Genomic DNA, 14633 nt, shown 5'->3' on the forward strand with positions numbered 1-14633 from the left:
CGCGTCATGTTAACCGCTAGGAACGCCGTGGTGGTTTTGTGTAGATCGCACAGAGCTCGAGGAAGCGGGTGTTGGCTTCCGGTTCACCGATGCTGACCCGCACCCCCTCCTCGCCAAAGGCCCGCACGGAGAGTGCCCGTTCCGCCGCCAGGGCGGCGAATTCCGCACTGTTGGCGCCCAGGCCAAGCCAGACGAAGTTGCCCTGGGCTTCCGGAATGAACCAGCCGAGTTCCCGCAGTCCGGCGGTGACGCGGTCCCGCTCGTCCACCAGGCTTTGTACCCTTTCTACAACGTCGCCGAAATGCTCGAGTGACGTTACGGCAGCTGTTTCCGCGATTTGGGACACCGCGAACGGTGTAGCGGCGACCCGGAGGTGTTGCGTCAGTTCGGGCCGGGAGACGCTGTAGCCCACGCGGAGACCGGCGAGGCCGTGCGCCTTCGAAAATGTCCGCAGGACGACCACGTTGGGGTACTTGCGGTACATCGCGATGCCGTCCACGGCGTCCTCGGCGCGGACAAATTCCTGGTAGGCCTCGTCAATGACCACCACGACGTCGGAGGGAACGGCCTTGATGAAGCGCTCCGTTTCCTCGGTGGTCAGGATAGGCCCGGTCGGGTTGTTCGGCGTGCACAGCAGGATCATCCGGGTCCGCGCGGAGACGGCAGCTCCCATGGCGTCCAGGTCATGCCGCCCGTCGGCGGTCAACGGGATCCGGACGCTCTCAGCGCCGGCCAGTCCGACACAGATCGGGTAGGCCTCGAACGAGCGCCAGGCGTAGATGACTTCGTCGGCCTTGCCGTCGTCGTTTTGGCCGGCGAACGTAGCCAGCAGTTGGTTCAGGGCGCCCAGGCTGCCGGCACCCGTGACAATGTCCTCGGCGGGAACGTCCAGGAAGGTGGAGAGCGACTCACGCAGCTTGCTGCTGAGCGGATCCGGGTAGCGGTTGAAGTCGGTTTGCGCCGCGATGGCCTGCTGCACTGCAGGGATCGGGGGCAGCGGGTTTTCGTTGGAGGAGAGCTTGTAGCTGACCAGCCCCTCGACGGCGGCCGGCGGCTTTCCGGCCGCGTAGCGGGGGAGACGGTCTACCACCGGACGGGGCCTGATGCCCCCGGCCGCGTTTTCTGATGAAGTCATGCGAACTAGCCTACTTCGGGTTCCTGCTGTTATTGGGGCCGTTATTGGGGGACATGGTCCCTGCCGCTGGCGCCGGGCGTATGACAGCATGAGCGCATGCGCTCATTCATCGTTCGAGTCATCATCAACGGGCTGGCCCTGGCCATCGCGTGCTGGATCCTCACCGGCCTGGATATTTCCACCGCTGGCGACAATACTCTCAGCACCATCCTGGGATACCTGTTCATCGGCCTGATCTTCGGCCTGGTCAATGCCTTCATCAAGCCAATCGTCAGCCTCCTGTCGCTGCCGATCACCATCCTCACCCTGGGCCTTTTCACGGTTGTCATCAACGCGGGAATGCTCTACCTGACGTCCTGGATCAGCAGCTACACCACAGTGCACTTCACCATCGACTCGTTCTTCTGGACTGCGATATTTGCCGCCATCATCATCAGCTGCGTCTCCCTCGTGGCAAGCTTCCTCCCCGCGCTCGATCGTTAGTAGCGGGCGGTTCCTGGCCGGGCCTGCCCTCGTCCCGGGCGTGGCCGGGCCGGGCCTCCCGCCGGAGCGAAAACCGGTTCACCGTCGCCGCACCGCCGGTTCCCACCACAGCAGCCAGCGCCGCCGTGGAGTCCCGCAGCGAATTGTCGCGGCTCGCCGTGATGAGCGCGGCCCCGTCGGCGTAGTTCTCCAGCCGGTGCCCTGGACCCAGGCCGAAGTCCTTCAGCGGCGGCAGGTCCAGCGGGTTGGTGAGCGTCACGGTCACCCGGTCCCTGGTATCCGGGTTGGCCACTCCGTCCGCCCCCGGAACCCAGTCCTGCTCATGTTCCAGATGCAGGCTGCGGATCCCCGGTTCAGGGCTGATGCCGCCGACCGGCGAGCCCGCCGTCAGCACGAACTTCAGATCGTACTCGGCCAGGACAGCCCGGTCCCTGCCGAGATTCATCGCGTGGATCCCGCCCTGGCTGTAGCCCACCGCCACGAGCTGATCGCCGGCCGCGGCTCCTGCCTGCTGCAGAGCTTGCCGGATGGCCACAGCCGTCGATGCGGAGTCGTAGCCCAAAGCCTCGGCGACTCCGGCGGGATCAAAGGGGTTGGCGCCTTCCGGTGTACCGCCCAGCTGGGTTCCGGGGATGATCACCACCCATGCAGGCCGTTCCGCGCCGTCGACCTCGATGACTTCGATCTGGCCGCTCCGCTGCCCCACGGCTCCGGCCCTCCGCAGCAGCCCGGCGGGCGAGAGGTCGACATCGGCGGAAAAGGTCTCCCGCCCCACGATGCTCACCGGCCGCGGCTTGAGGAAGACGAGCCCCGGCGCCTCGGCGGCATCCCGGACGAGGCGCCGGACATCAGCGGGCCCGCCCAAGGCTCCGAGCACGGCGGCCAGGGGCGCGGGCAGGCCAAGCAGCACGGCGAGATTCCGGGGCACCATGGCGATCCAGTCCTCGACGGCGTCACGGGCGCCGGGCAGCGCCGGGGGCTCCGGCGCTGCCCCGTACTCGGAGCCGTGAAGGCCCATCCGCAGCAGCAGGGCATTGCGGGCTTCGGCGTATTCGTACTCGCGGCGGCTGGCGCTGACGTCCTGGCCGATGCGCTGGAGTTGCGACCGGACCACGCCGATCTCCCGGCTGGCTTCGCCCACCGCGATGATGGCGTTGCTGCCGCTGGTGTAGGAGTCGGACTGATACGGGAAAAGTGCGCGCCGGACGGCGTCGGCCTCCGTCTCAACCGTCTGCAGCTGCCGGACCAGGCCGTCCAGTGCCGCGGCACCGGCGAGCAGCTCTTCGAACTGGAAGCTCAGCCCTCCGATTCCGCCCCTGATGCGCAGGCTTCCGTCAGGTGGCGGCGCGGAGACCAGGGGCGGACCGCCGGAGCCGGCCGGAGTCGCCTCTGTCATCAGGGGCGCGCCCGGTCGGCGGGCTGGGTCATGTTCCGGGCATGCCGGAGCACCACCGCCACGGCTTCAAGCAGGGCGTCCCGGCCCCGGTGCAGCGCCGCTGCCTGCAGTGACAGCGTCAGCCGGTAGGCGCGTCCGGCGGGCGACTGCCAGGTCTGCAGCTCAAGGCGGGCCAGCGCGGCGAGTACGGCATCCGCCTCATCGGCACACCGCGCAACGCGTGCCGCGAGCTGCTGGACTTCGTAACTGCGCGACGCGCACTCGAGGGCATCGGCGGCCGTCACGCCAAGAATAGCCACGCTGCCCGCCTGCCCCGGATTCCGCTGCCCGGCATCATCGAATTGCCTGCTTCATCGACCGCCTGCGTCGTCGAACTGCCGGCTTCATCGAACTGCCTGCGTCATTCCACTGATCATGAACCGACGCTAGCGGGCGCCCGGGAACCGCCGAAAGCGCCCCGTCCGGCCATGTGGATAACGCGCCTGGCCCCCGCGCGGCGGCAGCCCGGCAGTGTCACACCGGATGGCGCACGGGATGGCGCACGGCCGCGTCGTGAGGAGCGGCGATGTCACAAGGACAGGTGCGCTTAAGGCCCGGCGGCACTTCGTGAAAGAATCGGCACATGCCTGAAACTGCCGCCACAGCTGATACCCGCACGCCGTCTGGACGCCTGGCCCTCGCCGCGTCCGACTCCCCGATCGCGCTCGGCCCGCTGGATGGCCGCTACCAGTCCGCCGTCGCGCCGCTCGTGGACTACCTGTCCGAAGCAGCCCTGAACCGCGACCGCGTGGCCGTGGAGGTGGAGTGGCTGATCCACCTGACCGGCAACAGCGTCCTGCCCGGGGCCGGTCCGCTCACGGCGGCACAGCAGGAGCAGCTGCGCGCGATTGTCACGGAGTTCGACGCCGCGTCAGTGGCCGAGCTGGCCGAAATCGAGGCAGTGACGGTGCACGACGTCAAAGCCGTCGAGTACTACATCGGCCGCCGGCTGCCCGGCATCGGGATCGACCACCTGACCGCCATGGTTCACTTCGGCTGCACCTCGGAGGACATCAACAACCTCTCCTACGCCCTTGGCGTGAAGGGCGCAGTGGAGGACGTGTGGCTGCCTGCGGCCCGCGCCCTCGTTGCCCAGATCAGCACCATGGCCGAGGACAACCGTGCGGTTCCGATGCTCTCCCGCACGCACGGCCAGCCGGCCACGCCCACCACGCTGGGCAAGGAACTGGCCGTCATTGCGCACCGGCTCACCCGTCAGCTGGACCGGATTGCCCGGACCGAATACCTCGGCAAGATCAACGGCGCCACCGGCACCTACGCCGCCCACGTCGCCTCCGTCCCGGGCGCCGACTGGGAGCACGTGGCGAAGAGCTTCGTCGAGGGCCTCGGCCTGACCTGGAACCCCCTGACCACCCAGATCGAAAGCCACGACTGGCAGGCGGAACTCTACGCCGACGTCGCGCGCTTCAACCGCATCCTGCACAACGTCTGCACGGACATCTGGAGCTACATCTCGATCGGCTACTTCGTGCAGATTCCGGTGGCAGGGGCCACCGGCTCCTCCACCATGCCGCACAAGGTGAACCCGATCCGTTTTGAAAACGCCGAGGCCAACCTCGAGATCTCCTCCGGCCTGCTGGACGTGCTGGGCTCCACGCTGGTCACGTCCCGCTGGCAGCGCGACCTCACCGATTCCTCCTCGCAGCGCAACATCGGTGTGGCGTTCGGCCACTCGCTGCTGGCCATCTCGAACGTCGCCAAGGGCCTGGACCGGCTCAAGGTTGCCGAGGATGTCCTGGCGGCGGACCTGGACACCAACTGGGAAGTCCTTGGCGAGGCCATCCAGATGGTCATGCGCGCCGAGGCCATCGCCGGCGTCGAGGGCATGGAGAATCCGTACGAGCGGCTCAAGGACCTGACCCGCGGGCACCGCGTGGATGCCGCACGGATGCGCGAATTCGTCCAGAGCCTGGGCCTGTCTGCCGACGCCGAGGCCCGGCTTCTGGCCCTGACCCCGGGCCGCTACACCGGCATCGCGGACCAGCTGGTGGATCACCTCAAGTGAGACTCCTGCTCATCCGCCACGGCCAGACGCCCGGCAATGTTCTCGGCCAGCTTGACACCGCCCACCCGGGCCCCGGGCTGACGGAACTCGGCGAACGGCAGGCTGCCGCCCTTGCGAGATCGCTCGCCAATGAGCGGATCCGCGCCCTGTATGCCTCCACCCTGGTCCGGACGCAGATCACGGCGGCACCCCTCGCGCGGGTGCACGGGCTGGAAACCGAGGTGCTTCCGGGCATTCACGAGATCGAGGCCGGGGCGTTGGAGAAGCTCACGGACCACGAATCGCACAAGCGGTACCTGGGCACCATTTTTGCCTGGGCGGACGGCGAGCTGGACCGCCGGATGCCTGCCGGTCCCAGCGGCCGGGACTTCTTCGAGCGCTACGACGCCGCCATTGCCGAAATAACGGCACGGGCCAGCGGAGCGGGTGGCTCGGGGTCCGTTGCCGTGGTCAGCCACGGAGCCGCCATCCGGGTGTGGGCCGGCCTGCGGGCGGGCAACATCGAACCGGACTTTGCCATCAGGCACGTGCTGGACAATACCGGCATCGTGGCGCTCGAGGGCGATCCCGACAACGGCTGGGAACTCATCCACTGGGACGACAGCCCCGTGGGCGGCCTGGCCCTGGCGGATCCGACGGCGGAGGATCCCACCGGCCGTTCGGCGTAACGGGCCGGCCCGCTCCCGGCAGTCCGTCCCCTGCGCCCCGTCCCCTGTAGTCCGTCCCCTGCGGAGGCTGCCTGTTATCCGGGTCTGGACTGCTCCGCTGAACGCGGCGATGATGAAATCAGGCGCGGGGACAGGACGGCCGGCGGCGGCATGCGGTTGATCCCGCGCAGTGGAGGCGCAGGCGTATGTCACGCAAATCGGTACACCCGGGGCATGCGCCCGGCGGAATGCTTCACGACCTCGATGAACAGTTCCTCGCGGCCTACTACGAGCACGCAGCGCCGGAGGACCTCCAAGGCTACAGCCCCGAAAACCTAGAGGAGAGGGCACGGCACCACGCGGAACTCGCGGACCGTCACCGGGCAGGCACGGCGGCGGTCGGCGTCCTGAACGAAAGCGATGCCAGCGTCCTGCTGGTGGTTGCGGACGCCGTCCCGCACCTGATCCATTCGCTCACTGCGGAGCTGACCCGCCAAAACGAGTCCATCCGGCTCCTCGTGCATCCCAGTTTCCTGGTGCGGCGGGATCCGCGTACTGACCGGCTGATGGAAGTACGGCATGGGCCGCCGCAGTCCGCACCGGCGGGCCGCATCCCCGGCACCACGGGCGCCGCGGACGCCGTCCAGGCCCCGCCGGGGTGGTCATCCGAAATCTGGGTGGCGGCAGAGATAGGCCGCCTGCCGGGATCCCGGGCCATCGCGGAGCTCACCGAAAACGTGCGGCGCGTCCTGGCGGATGTCCAGTTGGTCGCTGATGATACCCCCGCCATCCACTCCAGCCTCGGCCGCGCCATCAGCTCCCTGGACCGGCTGCCCGCCGGCACCGTTCCGGCTCCGGAGCAGCTCCGTGAGCTCCTGGACTGGCTGGACCGCGGCAACTTCACGTTCTTGGGATACAGCGAGTACGAATACGCGACGGCGGATGGCACGGATGCAGTGACGTTGCGGCCCGGCACGGGGCTGGGCCTGCTCCGGGACGGGCGGCCGGAGGCACGCCAGCCCGTCGCGGGACTGCCCCATTCGCAGGTTCTCACGCTTTCCATTTCGGACCTGAGATCGTCCGTCCCCCGGCCGGCTTACCTGGATGAAATCATGATCCGGACCTTCGGCGGCGCCGGGAAGGCCACGGGAGAAGTACGGTTTGTGGGCCTCTTCGCCCCGGGCGCCACGGGCCGGTCTGTGCGGCGCATCCCGGTCATCCGGGACAAGGTGCGCGCCGTCCAGGACGACTTCGGCTTCACCGAAGCCTCCCACCCGGGCCGGCAGCTTCTCACCGTCCTCGAGTCCTTCCCCTTGGACGAGCTGTTCCACCGGGACCCGAATGAACTCTCCGGGCTTGCCCGTGAGATCCTGCTTCTGCAGGCCCACCACCAAACACGGTTGTTCCTGCGCGCTGACAGCTACGGCCGCTTCGTGACCGCCCTGGTCTTCCTCCCCCGGCAAAGGTACAGCACGGCCGTCCGGCTCCGGATCGAACACGAACTCAAGCAGGCCTTCCAGTCCTCCTCGCTCGAATTCGAAGTCCGGCTGAGTGAATCCCCCATGGCCCGCGTGTTTTTCCGGATTCTGCTGCCTCCCGGCCGGATGCCCGACGTCGATCCCGCCGCACTGGAGCGGAGCATCATCAGCACAACGAGGACCTGGGCAGAGGGCCTGGACGAAGCGCTCCGGGACAGGTTGCCGTCCGCGGAGGCCGGCCGGCTGTCCGCGCTGTGGTCCGCCGCCTTCCCGGCCAGCTACAGGGCTGATTTCGACGTCGAGGACGCAGTTGAGGACATCAGCCGGTTTGAGCAGTTCGATCTGGACGGCACGGGCGGACGGCCCCTGAACGATCCGCAGCTGGCCGTCTATGTCCGCGGCGGTGCGTCCACGACGCTGGCCGAAGACGCACGGATCCGGCTTTACCTGACCACAGCCCACAGCCTGACCCGGATCCTGCCGTTCTTCCACAACCTCGGACTGGAGGTGCTGAACCAACGGCCCTTCGATGTGGTGCGCGGGAACGACCGGCCCTTGTTCCTCTGTGACCTCGGCGTCCGGTACCCGGCGGGCGTGGATCCGGCCCGGACCAGCGGACTGCTGGGGGATGCCTTCGGCGCTGCCATGCGCGGGGATTCCGAGTCGGACCGCTTCGACGGCCTCGTCCTTCGCGAGGGCATCGAATGGCGCCAGGCGGCCATCCTGCGCAGCTATGCCAAGTACCTGCAGCAATTGGGCACCACGAACTCCTATGGCTTCATGGCCGACACCCTGCTGGCCAATGTCCGGGCGACCCGCGGGCTCCTGGCACTGTTCCGGGCCAAGTTTGATCCCGAGCTGGAGGCCCCGATCCGGCTCGGGGACAGCGAGGCGGCCCGGAAGGAGCTGCTGGCCGCCATAGAGGACATTCCTGTCCTCGACGCCGACCGGCTGCTGCGCACCTTCATGAACCTGGTGGAATCGACGCTGCGCACGAACTACTACCAGGGACGGCCCTACCTGAGCTTCAAGCTGAACCCCGCCGCCATGGCCAGCGCACCGTTTCCCCGTCCCAAACACGAAATCTGGGTGTACTCGCCGCGCGTGGAGGGCGTCCACTTGCGCTTCGGGGCACTGGCCCGGGGCGGGCTGCGCTGGTCCGACCGGAGTGAGGATTTCCGCACCGAGGTCCTTGGCCTGGTCAAGGCACAGAACGTGAAAAACTCCGTGATCGTGCCCACGGGCGCCAAGGGTGGTTTCTATCCCAAACAGTTGCCCGACCCGGCCGCGGACCGCGAGGCCTGGTTGACGGAGGGCCTTCAGTGCTACCGGACCTTTGTCCGCGGGTTGCTGGACCTCACCGACAACCTGGTCACCACCGCGCACGGCGAAGCGGTGGTGCCTCCGCCGCGGGTGGTGCGGCACGACGGCGACGATTATTACCTTGTGGTGGCGGCGGACAAGGGAACAGCGTCATTTTCCGACGCCGCGAACGCGGTGGCCGAGGAGTACGGCTTCTGGCTGGGCGACGCCTTCGCGTCCGGCGGGTCCGTGGGCTATGACCATAAACAGATGGGCATCACGGCCCGCGGGGCCTGGGAAGCGGTCAAACACCATTTCCGCGACCTCGGGGTGGACTGCCAGGAAGAGGACTTCACCGTCGCCGGCATCGGCGACATGAGCGGCGACGTCTTCGGGAACGGGATGCTGCTCTCCCGCCACATCCGGCTCGTGGCGGCCTTCGATCACCGGCACATCTTCCTTGACCCGGCACCGGATGCGGAGTCCTCGTTCGGGGAACGCCGGCGGCTCTTTGCCCTCCCCCGCTCATCCTGGGCGGACTACGATCCGGCGCTGATCAGCGAAGGCGGTGGCGTCCACTCCCGCCGGGCCAAGGCCATCGGCATTACCGAACAGGTCAGGAGCGCTCTCGGACTGGACCCGGGCATCGTGTCCCTGCCGCCCCACGCGTTGTTGCAGGCCATCCTCCGGGCACCCGTGGACCTGCTCTACAACGGCGGCATCGGAACGTACATCAAGGCCTCATCGGAGGGCAGCGCCGGGGTTGGCGACAAGGCCAACGACCCCATCAGGATCAACGGCAATGAGGTGCGGGCGAAGATCATCGCCGAGGGCGGGAACTTGGGAATCACCCAGCTCGGACGGATTGAGGCCGCCCTGACCGGCGTCCTGCTCAATACCGATGCGATCGACAACTCAGCCGGAGTGGACTGCTCGGATCATGAGGTGAACATCAAGATCTTCGTGGACCGGATGATCGCGGCGGGAAAGATGCCGCCGCCGGAACGCGCCGGCTTCCTGCATTCACTCACGGACGAAGTGGCCCGGCTTGTTCTGGCCAACAACACGGACCAGAATGTCCTGCTCTTCAACGACCGGCACTTGGTGCGGGAATGGAGCCCAGGCTTCGAACGGACCATGGACTGGCTTGAGAACGCCACCGACCTTGACCGCAGGCTGGAGGGCCTGCCAAGCAATGCGCAACTTCAGGATCGGCTGCGGTCCGGTGAGGGCCTGACCGCGCCGGAACTGTCCGTGCTGGCCGCCTACGCCAAGATCGAACTCGCAGCCGAACTCAACGCCAGCGATCTTGCCGACGACCCGTGGTTCCTGCGCGTCCTCCGCGGCTATTTTCCGCGCCAGCTCTCCGAACGGTTTGAAGCGGAGCTGGCGGCCCACCCGCTGCGCCGCCAGATCGTGTGCACAGTGGTGGCCAACGACATGATCAATCTCGGCGGCATCACCTTCGCTTTCCGTGCCATCGAGGAGACCACTGCCACGGCCGCCGCTGTGGCCAGGGCCTTCGTGGTGGCGCGGGAGGCCTACGACTTGCCGTGGATCGTCAACCGGCTGGCCGCACTTCCCGCCGGCTATCCCACCGAACCCATCGCGGAGGCGACCCTGCATATGCGTCGGGTCCTGGACCGGGCCACGCGATGGTACGTGACGCATGACCACCGCGACCAGCCCGTGGCCGCGGCCCTGGCCAGGATTATGCCCACCCTGGAACTGCTGCGCACCCGAACCGTGGACTATCTCCGCGGCTCAGACCTGGATCGTGTGCAAGAGAGGCTTGCGCACTGGGCCGCAGTCGGGATGCCCCGTGAGCTGGGCCTGCGCGCCTCGGATCTGTTGGAGAGTTTCGGGCTGCTGGACATCTCCCTGATTTCCGAACAGGTGCGTGAGCCGATCCCCGCCATCGCTGACCTGTACTATGCGGTGTTCCAGCGAATCGGCGCCGCGAACCTGCTGCTCAGCATCACCGACCTGCCGCGGCAGAGCCGCTGGGAGGCCCTCGCGCGGGCAGCCCTGCGCGACGATGTGTATTCCGCCGTGGCCGACATGACCGTCTCGGTGATGACAACAACCCAAGGCCTTGGTGCCGCGGACGCCGGCACGTCCGATGCCGTGGAGCGCATCGTGGCCTGGGAACGCGGGCACCAGGAACAGCTGGCACGGATCAAGGACACCTTTGCGGAAGTGACCAGACCGGGCCAGGTGGATATCGCCTCGATCTCCGTGGCACTGAAACTCCTGCGGACACTGGTGCGGCGCTAGACGGCCGCCGTCGCCAGGTCCACCGGAACAGTTCTCCCGACGCTTACCGGCAGGAAACACAGCCGAAACCGCTGGTGCCTAGCCTTAGACTGCATAACCCTTCGGCGAATCGAGGCAGTGATGCAGACCAACCCGCGGCTAAACATCCGTCAGGTCACCTGGGCGAACCCCGTCGGCGCGGACCTGAGGGCCGCCCAGCAGGCAGAACTCGACGCCCGTTTTGGACGGCCCGATCACGAACCTGGGCCGCCGCCGTCGGAAGCTGACACCGCGGTGTTCCTGGTGGCACACGACAAAGCGTCCGGCCAGCCGGTCGGCTGCGGCGGCCTCCGCATGCTGGACGCCCACACCGCCGAAATCAAGCGCCTCTACGTACTGCCGTACACGCGCGGCTCCGGGGTGGCCAGTTCCATCCTTGCGGCGCTCGAAGCCCACGCCCACGCAATGGGCATCACCAAGCTGACCGCGGAGGCGGGCTCGGTGCAGACCGACGGACGGCAGTTCTACGAGAACTCCGGGTTCGTGTCCGTGCCGAACTTTGGACCGTACATCGGCGTGGATCATTCGTACTGCTACGCGAAGCCCATCGATTCGCACAGCGCCGCGCACACCGCCATGGCGTGAGGCAGTGTGTGTGCCTGTGCCGGTGCCTGTGCCTGTGCCTGAAGCAGGCGTCACACAACACCGGCGGGCACCGAGTCGGCTAACCTCGCACTATGGAATCGGCCGATATCACCTTCCGCACCCGTAAATGGGTGCGGCCCGAGGACCTCAACGCCAACGGCACCCTGTTCGGCGGCAGCCTGCTGAAATGGATCGACGAAGAGGCGGCCATTTACGCCATCCTCCAGCTGGGCAACGGCCGGGCCGTCACCAAGTACATTTCCGAAATCAACTTCGTCAGCTCCGCGGTCCAGGGCGACCTGATCGAAATGGGCCTGACCGCGACCCGGTTCGGCCGGACATCGCTGACCATGCGCGCGGAAGTCCGGAACATGATCACCCGCCGGAGCATCCTCACGATTGACCAGATCGTCTTCGTGAACCTGAGCACGTCCGGGAAGCCGGAGCCGCACGGGTACACCGAAATCACCTACGACCGGGACCGGATTCCGACGCACCACCTGACCGAGACCCTGGGACAGGACTAGTCACACGCCTTCAGCCTCCCGGTAAACGTCCGGCGGGTCCGGCTTGCGGCATGGCTGTCCGGTCAGGTCCAGAAATCGTCTGCCTTGGCCGTGTCCTCGAAGAACTCCCGTCCTTCCGTGATCTTTCCGTCGCCGACGACAAACGTGATGACGGTAGGCATGTCAAGGGTTTTGCCGTTGGCCTCTCCGTGGGTCTGCTGGATGGCGATCGTGTGCTTTTCCCCTCCGACGATGTCCTGGACGTTGGCTTGGAAGTGACCCTGGGTGCGCGCTCCCAGTTCACCGAAGTACGCCAGGATCGCGTCGCGGCCCTGTTTGGTTCCGGATAGCACGCCACTTCCCGCGACGTGCCAGACTGCGTCCTCCGCGAACAGGTCGCTGAGGGTCGCCATATCCCCTGCGTTGAAGGCCGTGTAACCCCGCCGGACCAGTTCAACATTCTCTGCGGTTCCCATGATCGGACACCTCTCCGTCGTCCTTGTCGGGTCATGCTGGGACGGTTAAAGGCTAGTCCCGGCCCCTCGGCCTGTCGATAAAAATGTCAACTAGAGTGAGGTCCCCGGTCTCCGGCCTAGCGGGCTCCCGGCCAGCCCGTGTAGGCCTCCGCGAGGTAGGCGCGGCCGTGGCGGGAGGACACCACGGAGTGAAGCTCGCCGAGCTGGCGGGCGCGGGAGAAGTCGTCGGCGTCGGCGGCGGTGTGCAGCATGGAGGTCATCCAGTAGGAGAACTGCTGGGCCTTCCACACCCGGTCGAGGGCGCGATCGCTGTAGGCGTCCAGGAGCACGGTGGAGCCGGTGGAATAGTAGCTGTCGAATCCCTCGAAGAGGACCTTCACGTCGTTCAGCGCCAGGTTCAGGCCCTTGGCTCCCGTGGGCGGCACGGTATGCGCGGCGTCGCCGGCGAGGAACAGGTTTCCGTGCCGCATGGGGGCGTGGACAAAGCTGCGGAATTTCAGGACGGTCTTGTCGATGACCGGCCCTTCCTTGACCTCGAAGCCGTTGCCGTTGACGCGGCTGCGGAAGGCGTCCCAGATGCGGTCCTCATCCCAGTTGTTGACGTCCTCGTTGGGGTCGCACTGGAAGTACATCCGCTGGACCGTCTCGGTGCGCTGACTGATCAGGGCGAAGCCGTTCTCCGAGTTCGCGTAGATCAGCTCGTCCGAGCTGCGCGGCGCCTCGGCCAGGATGCCGAACCAGGCGAAGGGGTATTCGTGGAAATACCACTTGCGCTGCGCCTCGGGGATCTGGAAGCGGCAGTGGCTGCGCGAACCATCCGCGCCGGCGATGAAGTCGGCCTGGAGCTCGTACTCGACGCCGTCCGCATCCGTGAACCAGACCTTGGGCTTGGCCTCGATGTCATGGATGGTGGTGTCCGTGACGCTGTACCGGACATCCCCGCCGTCGGCCTTCCGGCGTGCGGAAAGGTCCAGGAACACGTCCGTCTGAGGATAGAGCCACACCGATTCCCCGACGAGATCCTGGAAGTCGATCCTGTGGCTTTCGCCGTTGAAGCGCAGCTCGATTCCGTCGTGGCGGTCGCCGTCGCGCAACACGCGGTCGGAGACACCGCCGTCAACGAGCATCTTGACCGAGCCATGCTCCAGGATGCCCGCACGGACAGTTTCGGAGATCTCCCGGTGGCTGCGGATCTCGAGGACGGTGGATTCGATGCCGGCCTTGGCCAGCAGGTGGGACAGCATGAGCCCGGCGGGGCCGGCACCCATGATCGCTACTTGGGTGGTGAGGACTTTTCGCTGTGCCATGTGATTCTCGCTTCGTTGCGGGGGCCGAAGGTCGGGCGCCTGGGGCCGGTCTGGTTCGTCTGGCTAACAGTGTGCTCCTCGGGCCGTGATACGCGTTACAAGGATTCCGTTGAATGGAATCCGAGAGTTTCGCGTGGTTCGCCGAGCCGGCGACCGATTCCGCGGGCCGCGGTTTGCAGCGCGGGGACGAGCGCCTGCAGGCGCACTTCGCGGAGGGGAACGACGACGCCGAGGGCCGCCACAGCATGCTTCCTGCGGTCCAGCACCGGGACGGCGATCCCCCACGTGTCCGGGTCCACGACACCGGCCAGCTGCGCAAAGCCCTGGCGGGCGGCCTCGCCGAGGAGGGTGCGGAGGTCCGGCAGGGCCAGCCGGCCGGTCGGATCGCTGAATCCTTCGAGGTACTCGGCCTGGACGGAGCGCGGCTGGTTGGCCATGAGGACCAGCCCGGCGGAGGAGACATGCACCGGCATCCGGCCGGCCACCTGGGCCCGGTTGGCGACGGAGCCGCGGCGGGACAGCCGCTCCACAAAGAGCGCTTCCCAGCCGTCCAGCACGGCGAGGTTCACGTTTTGGTTGAGCACCTGCTGGATGTCCTCCATGAACGGCAGGGCGGCCTGGCGGAGCTCAAGCGTGGGGGAACTGCGGTTGGCGAGCTCCCAGAGCCGCAGGCCGAGGCTGACCGAACCGCCGGGGCCGACGTCGAGCAGGCCGTGTCCGGCGAGCTGGCGGACGAGCCTGTGCGCCGTAGTCAGGGGAAGCTCCGCCCTGGCGGCCAGGTCCGAGAGCTGAAGTGCCGTGACACCCTCCGGGAAGGCGGCAATCAGCCGCAGGATCCGGTCCACCACCGAGTCGCCGGAGTTCGAATTGGCCACGACTCCCCTTCCATTGAATGGTTTTAAGTGTCCCATGCGACACCGGCGGGTGATAAAACGCT

The 14633-nt window shown here is 67.1% G+C and carries 12 protein-coding genes; 6 read left to right on the forward strand and 6 right to left on the reverse strand.

Annotated elements, in window-relative coordinates; translation table 11 throughout:
* Positions 1–16: 16 nt before the first annotated feature.
* Positions 17–1135: a histidinol-phosphate transaminase gene (locus LDO15_RS21645; protein ID WP_223982319.1), complete on the reverse strand. Its 1119-nt coding sequence runs from the start codon at positions 1133–1135 to the stop codon at positions 17–19.
* A gap of 96 nt (positions 1136–1231) precedes the next feature.
* On the opposite strand from LDO15_RS21645, the gene LDO15_RS21650 reads away from it, so the two are divergent.
* Positions 1232–1618, forward strand: a complete 387-nt coding sequence (locus LDO15_RS21650) for a phage holin family protein (RefSeq protein ID WP_223982321.1) — start codon at positions 1232–1234, stop codon at positions 1616–1618.
* Here the strand turns inward: LDO15_RS21650 and LDO15_RS21655 are convergent.
* Both LDO15_RS21655 and LDO15_RS21660 read right to left on the reverse strand, forming a co-directional pair.
* Positions 1569–3014, reverse strand: a complete 1446-nt coding sequence (locus LDO15_RS21655; protein WP_223982323.1) for a hypothetical protein — start codon at positions 3012–3014, stop codon at positions 1569–1571. The two genes, LDO15_RS21650 and LDO15_RS21655, sit on opposite strands and share 50 nt — an antisense overlap.
* The gene (locus tag LDO15_RS21660; protein ID WP_223982325.1) at positions 3014–3313 is read right to left on the reverse strand and encodes a hypothetical protein; all 300 of its coding nucleotides are present in this window, start codon (positions 3311–3313) and stop codon (positions 3014–3016) included. The genes LDO15_RS21655 and LDO15_RS21660 overlap by 1 nt, the downstream gene beginning before the upstream one ends.
* A gap of 323 nt (positions 3314–3636) precedes the next feature.
* Here LDO15_RS21660 and purB point away from each other — a divergent pair, with 323 nt between their 5' ends.
* From purB to LDO15_RS21685, 5 genes are all read left to right on the forward strand, one after another.
* Positions 3637–5079 carry an adenylosuccinate lyase gene (gene purB / locus LDO15_RS21665; RefSeq protein WP_223982327.1) on the forward strand — a complete coding sequence of 481 codons (1443 nt, stop codon included), beginning with the start codon at positions 3637–3639 and terminating at the stop codon, positions 5077–5079.
* A complete protein-coding gene (locus LDO15_RS21670; protein ID WP_223982329.1) occupies positions 5076–5747 on the forward strand; it encodes a histidine phosphatase family protein in 672 nt (223 codons plus the stop codon). The genes purB and LDO15_RS21670 overlap by 4 nt, the downstream gene beginning before the upstream one ends.
* Before the next feature lie 185 nt (positions 5748–5932).
* Complete coding sequence (locus tag LDO15_RS21675; RefSeq protein WP_223982331.1) at positions 5933–10783, forward strand: NAD-glutamate dehydrogenase; 4851 nt, start codon at positions 5933–5935, stop codon at positions 10781–10783.
* A 120-nt stretch (positions 10784–10903) separates the two neighbouring features.
* A complete protein-coding gene (locus tag LDO15_RS21680; RefSeq protein ID WP_223987623.1) occupies positions 10904–11407 on the forward strand; it encodes a GNAT family N-acetyltransferase in 504 nt (167 codons plus the stop codon).
* Between the two features lie 92 nt (positions 11408–11499).
* The gene (locus LDO15_RS21685) at positions 11500–11934 is read left to right on the forward strand and encodes a hotdog domain-containing protein (protein ID WP_223982334.1); all 435 of its coding nucleotides are present in this window, start codon (positions 11500–11502) and stop codon (positions 11932–11934) included.
* A gap of 62 nt (positions 11935–11996) precedes the next feature.
* On the opposite strand, the gene LDO15_RS21690 is transcribed toward LDO15_RS21685, so the two are convergent.
* From LDO15_RS21690 to LDO15_RS21700, 3 genes are all read right to left on the reverse strand, one after another.
* Positions 11997–12389 carry a nuclear transport factor 2 family protein gene (locus tag LDO15_RS21690; protein WP_223982337.1) on the reverse strand — a complete coding sequence of 131 codons (393 nt, stop codon included), beginning with the start codon at positions 12387–12389 and terminating at the stop codon, positions 11997–11999.
* A 116-nt stretch (positions 12390–12505) separates the two neighbouring features.
* Positions 12506–13696, reverse strand: a complete 1191-nt coding sequence (locus LDO15_RS21695) for a 4-hydroxybenzoate 3-monooxygenase (RefSeq protein WP_223982340.1) — start codon at positions 13694–13696, stop codon at positions 12506–12508.
* Positions 13697–13791: 95 nt separating this feature from the next.
* Positions 13792–14571: an IclR family transcriptional regulator gene (locus LDO15_RS21700; RefSeq protein ID WP_223982341.1), complete on the reverse strand. Its 780-nt coding sequence runs from the start codon at positions 14569–14571 to the stop codon at positions 13792–13794.
* Positions 14572–14633 lie beyond the last annotated feature (62 nt).

Source organism: Arthrobacter sp. NicSoilB8, assembly GCF_019977355.1.
GTDB lineage: Bacteria > Actinomycetota > Actinomycetes > Actinomycetales > Micrococcaceae > Arthrobacter.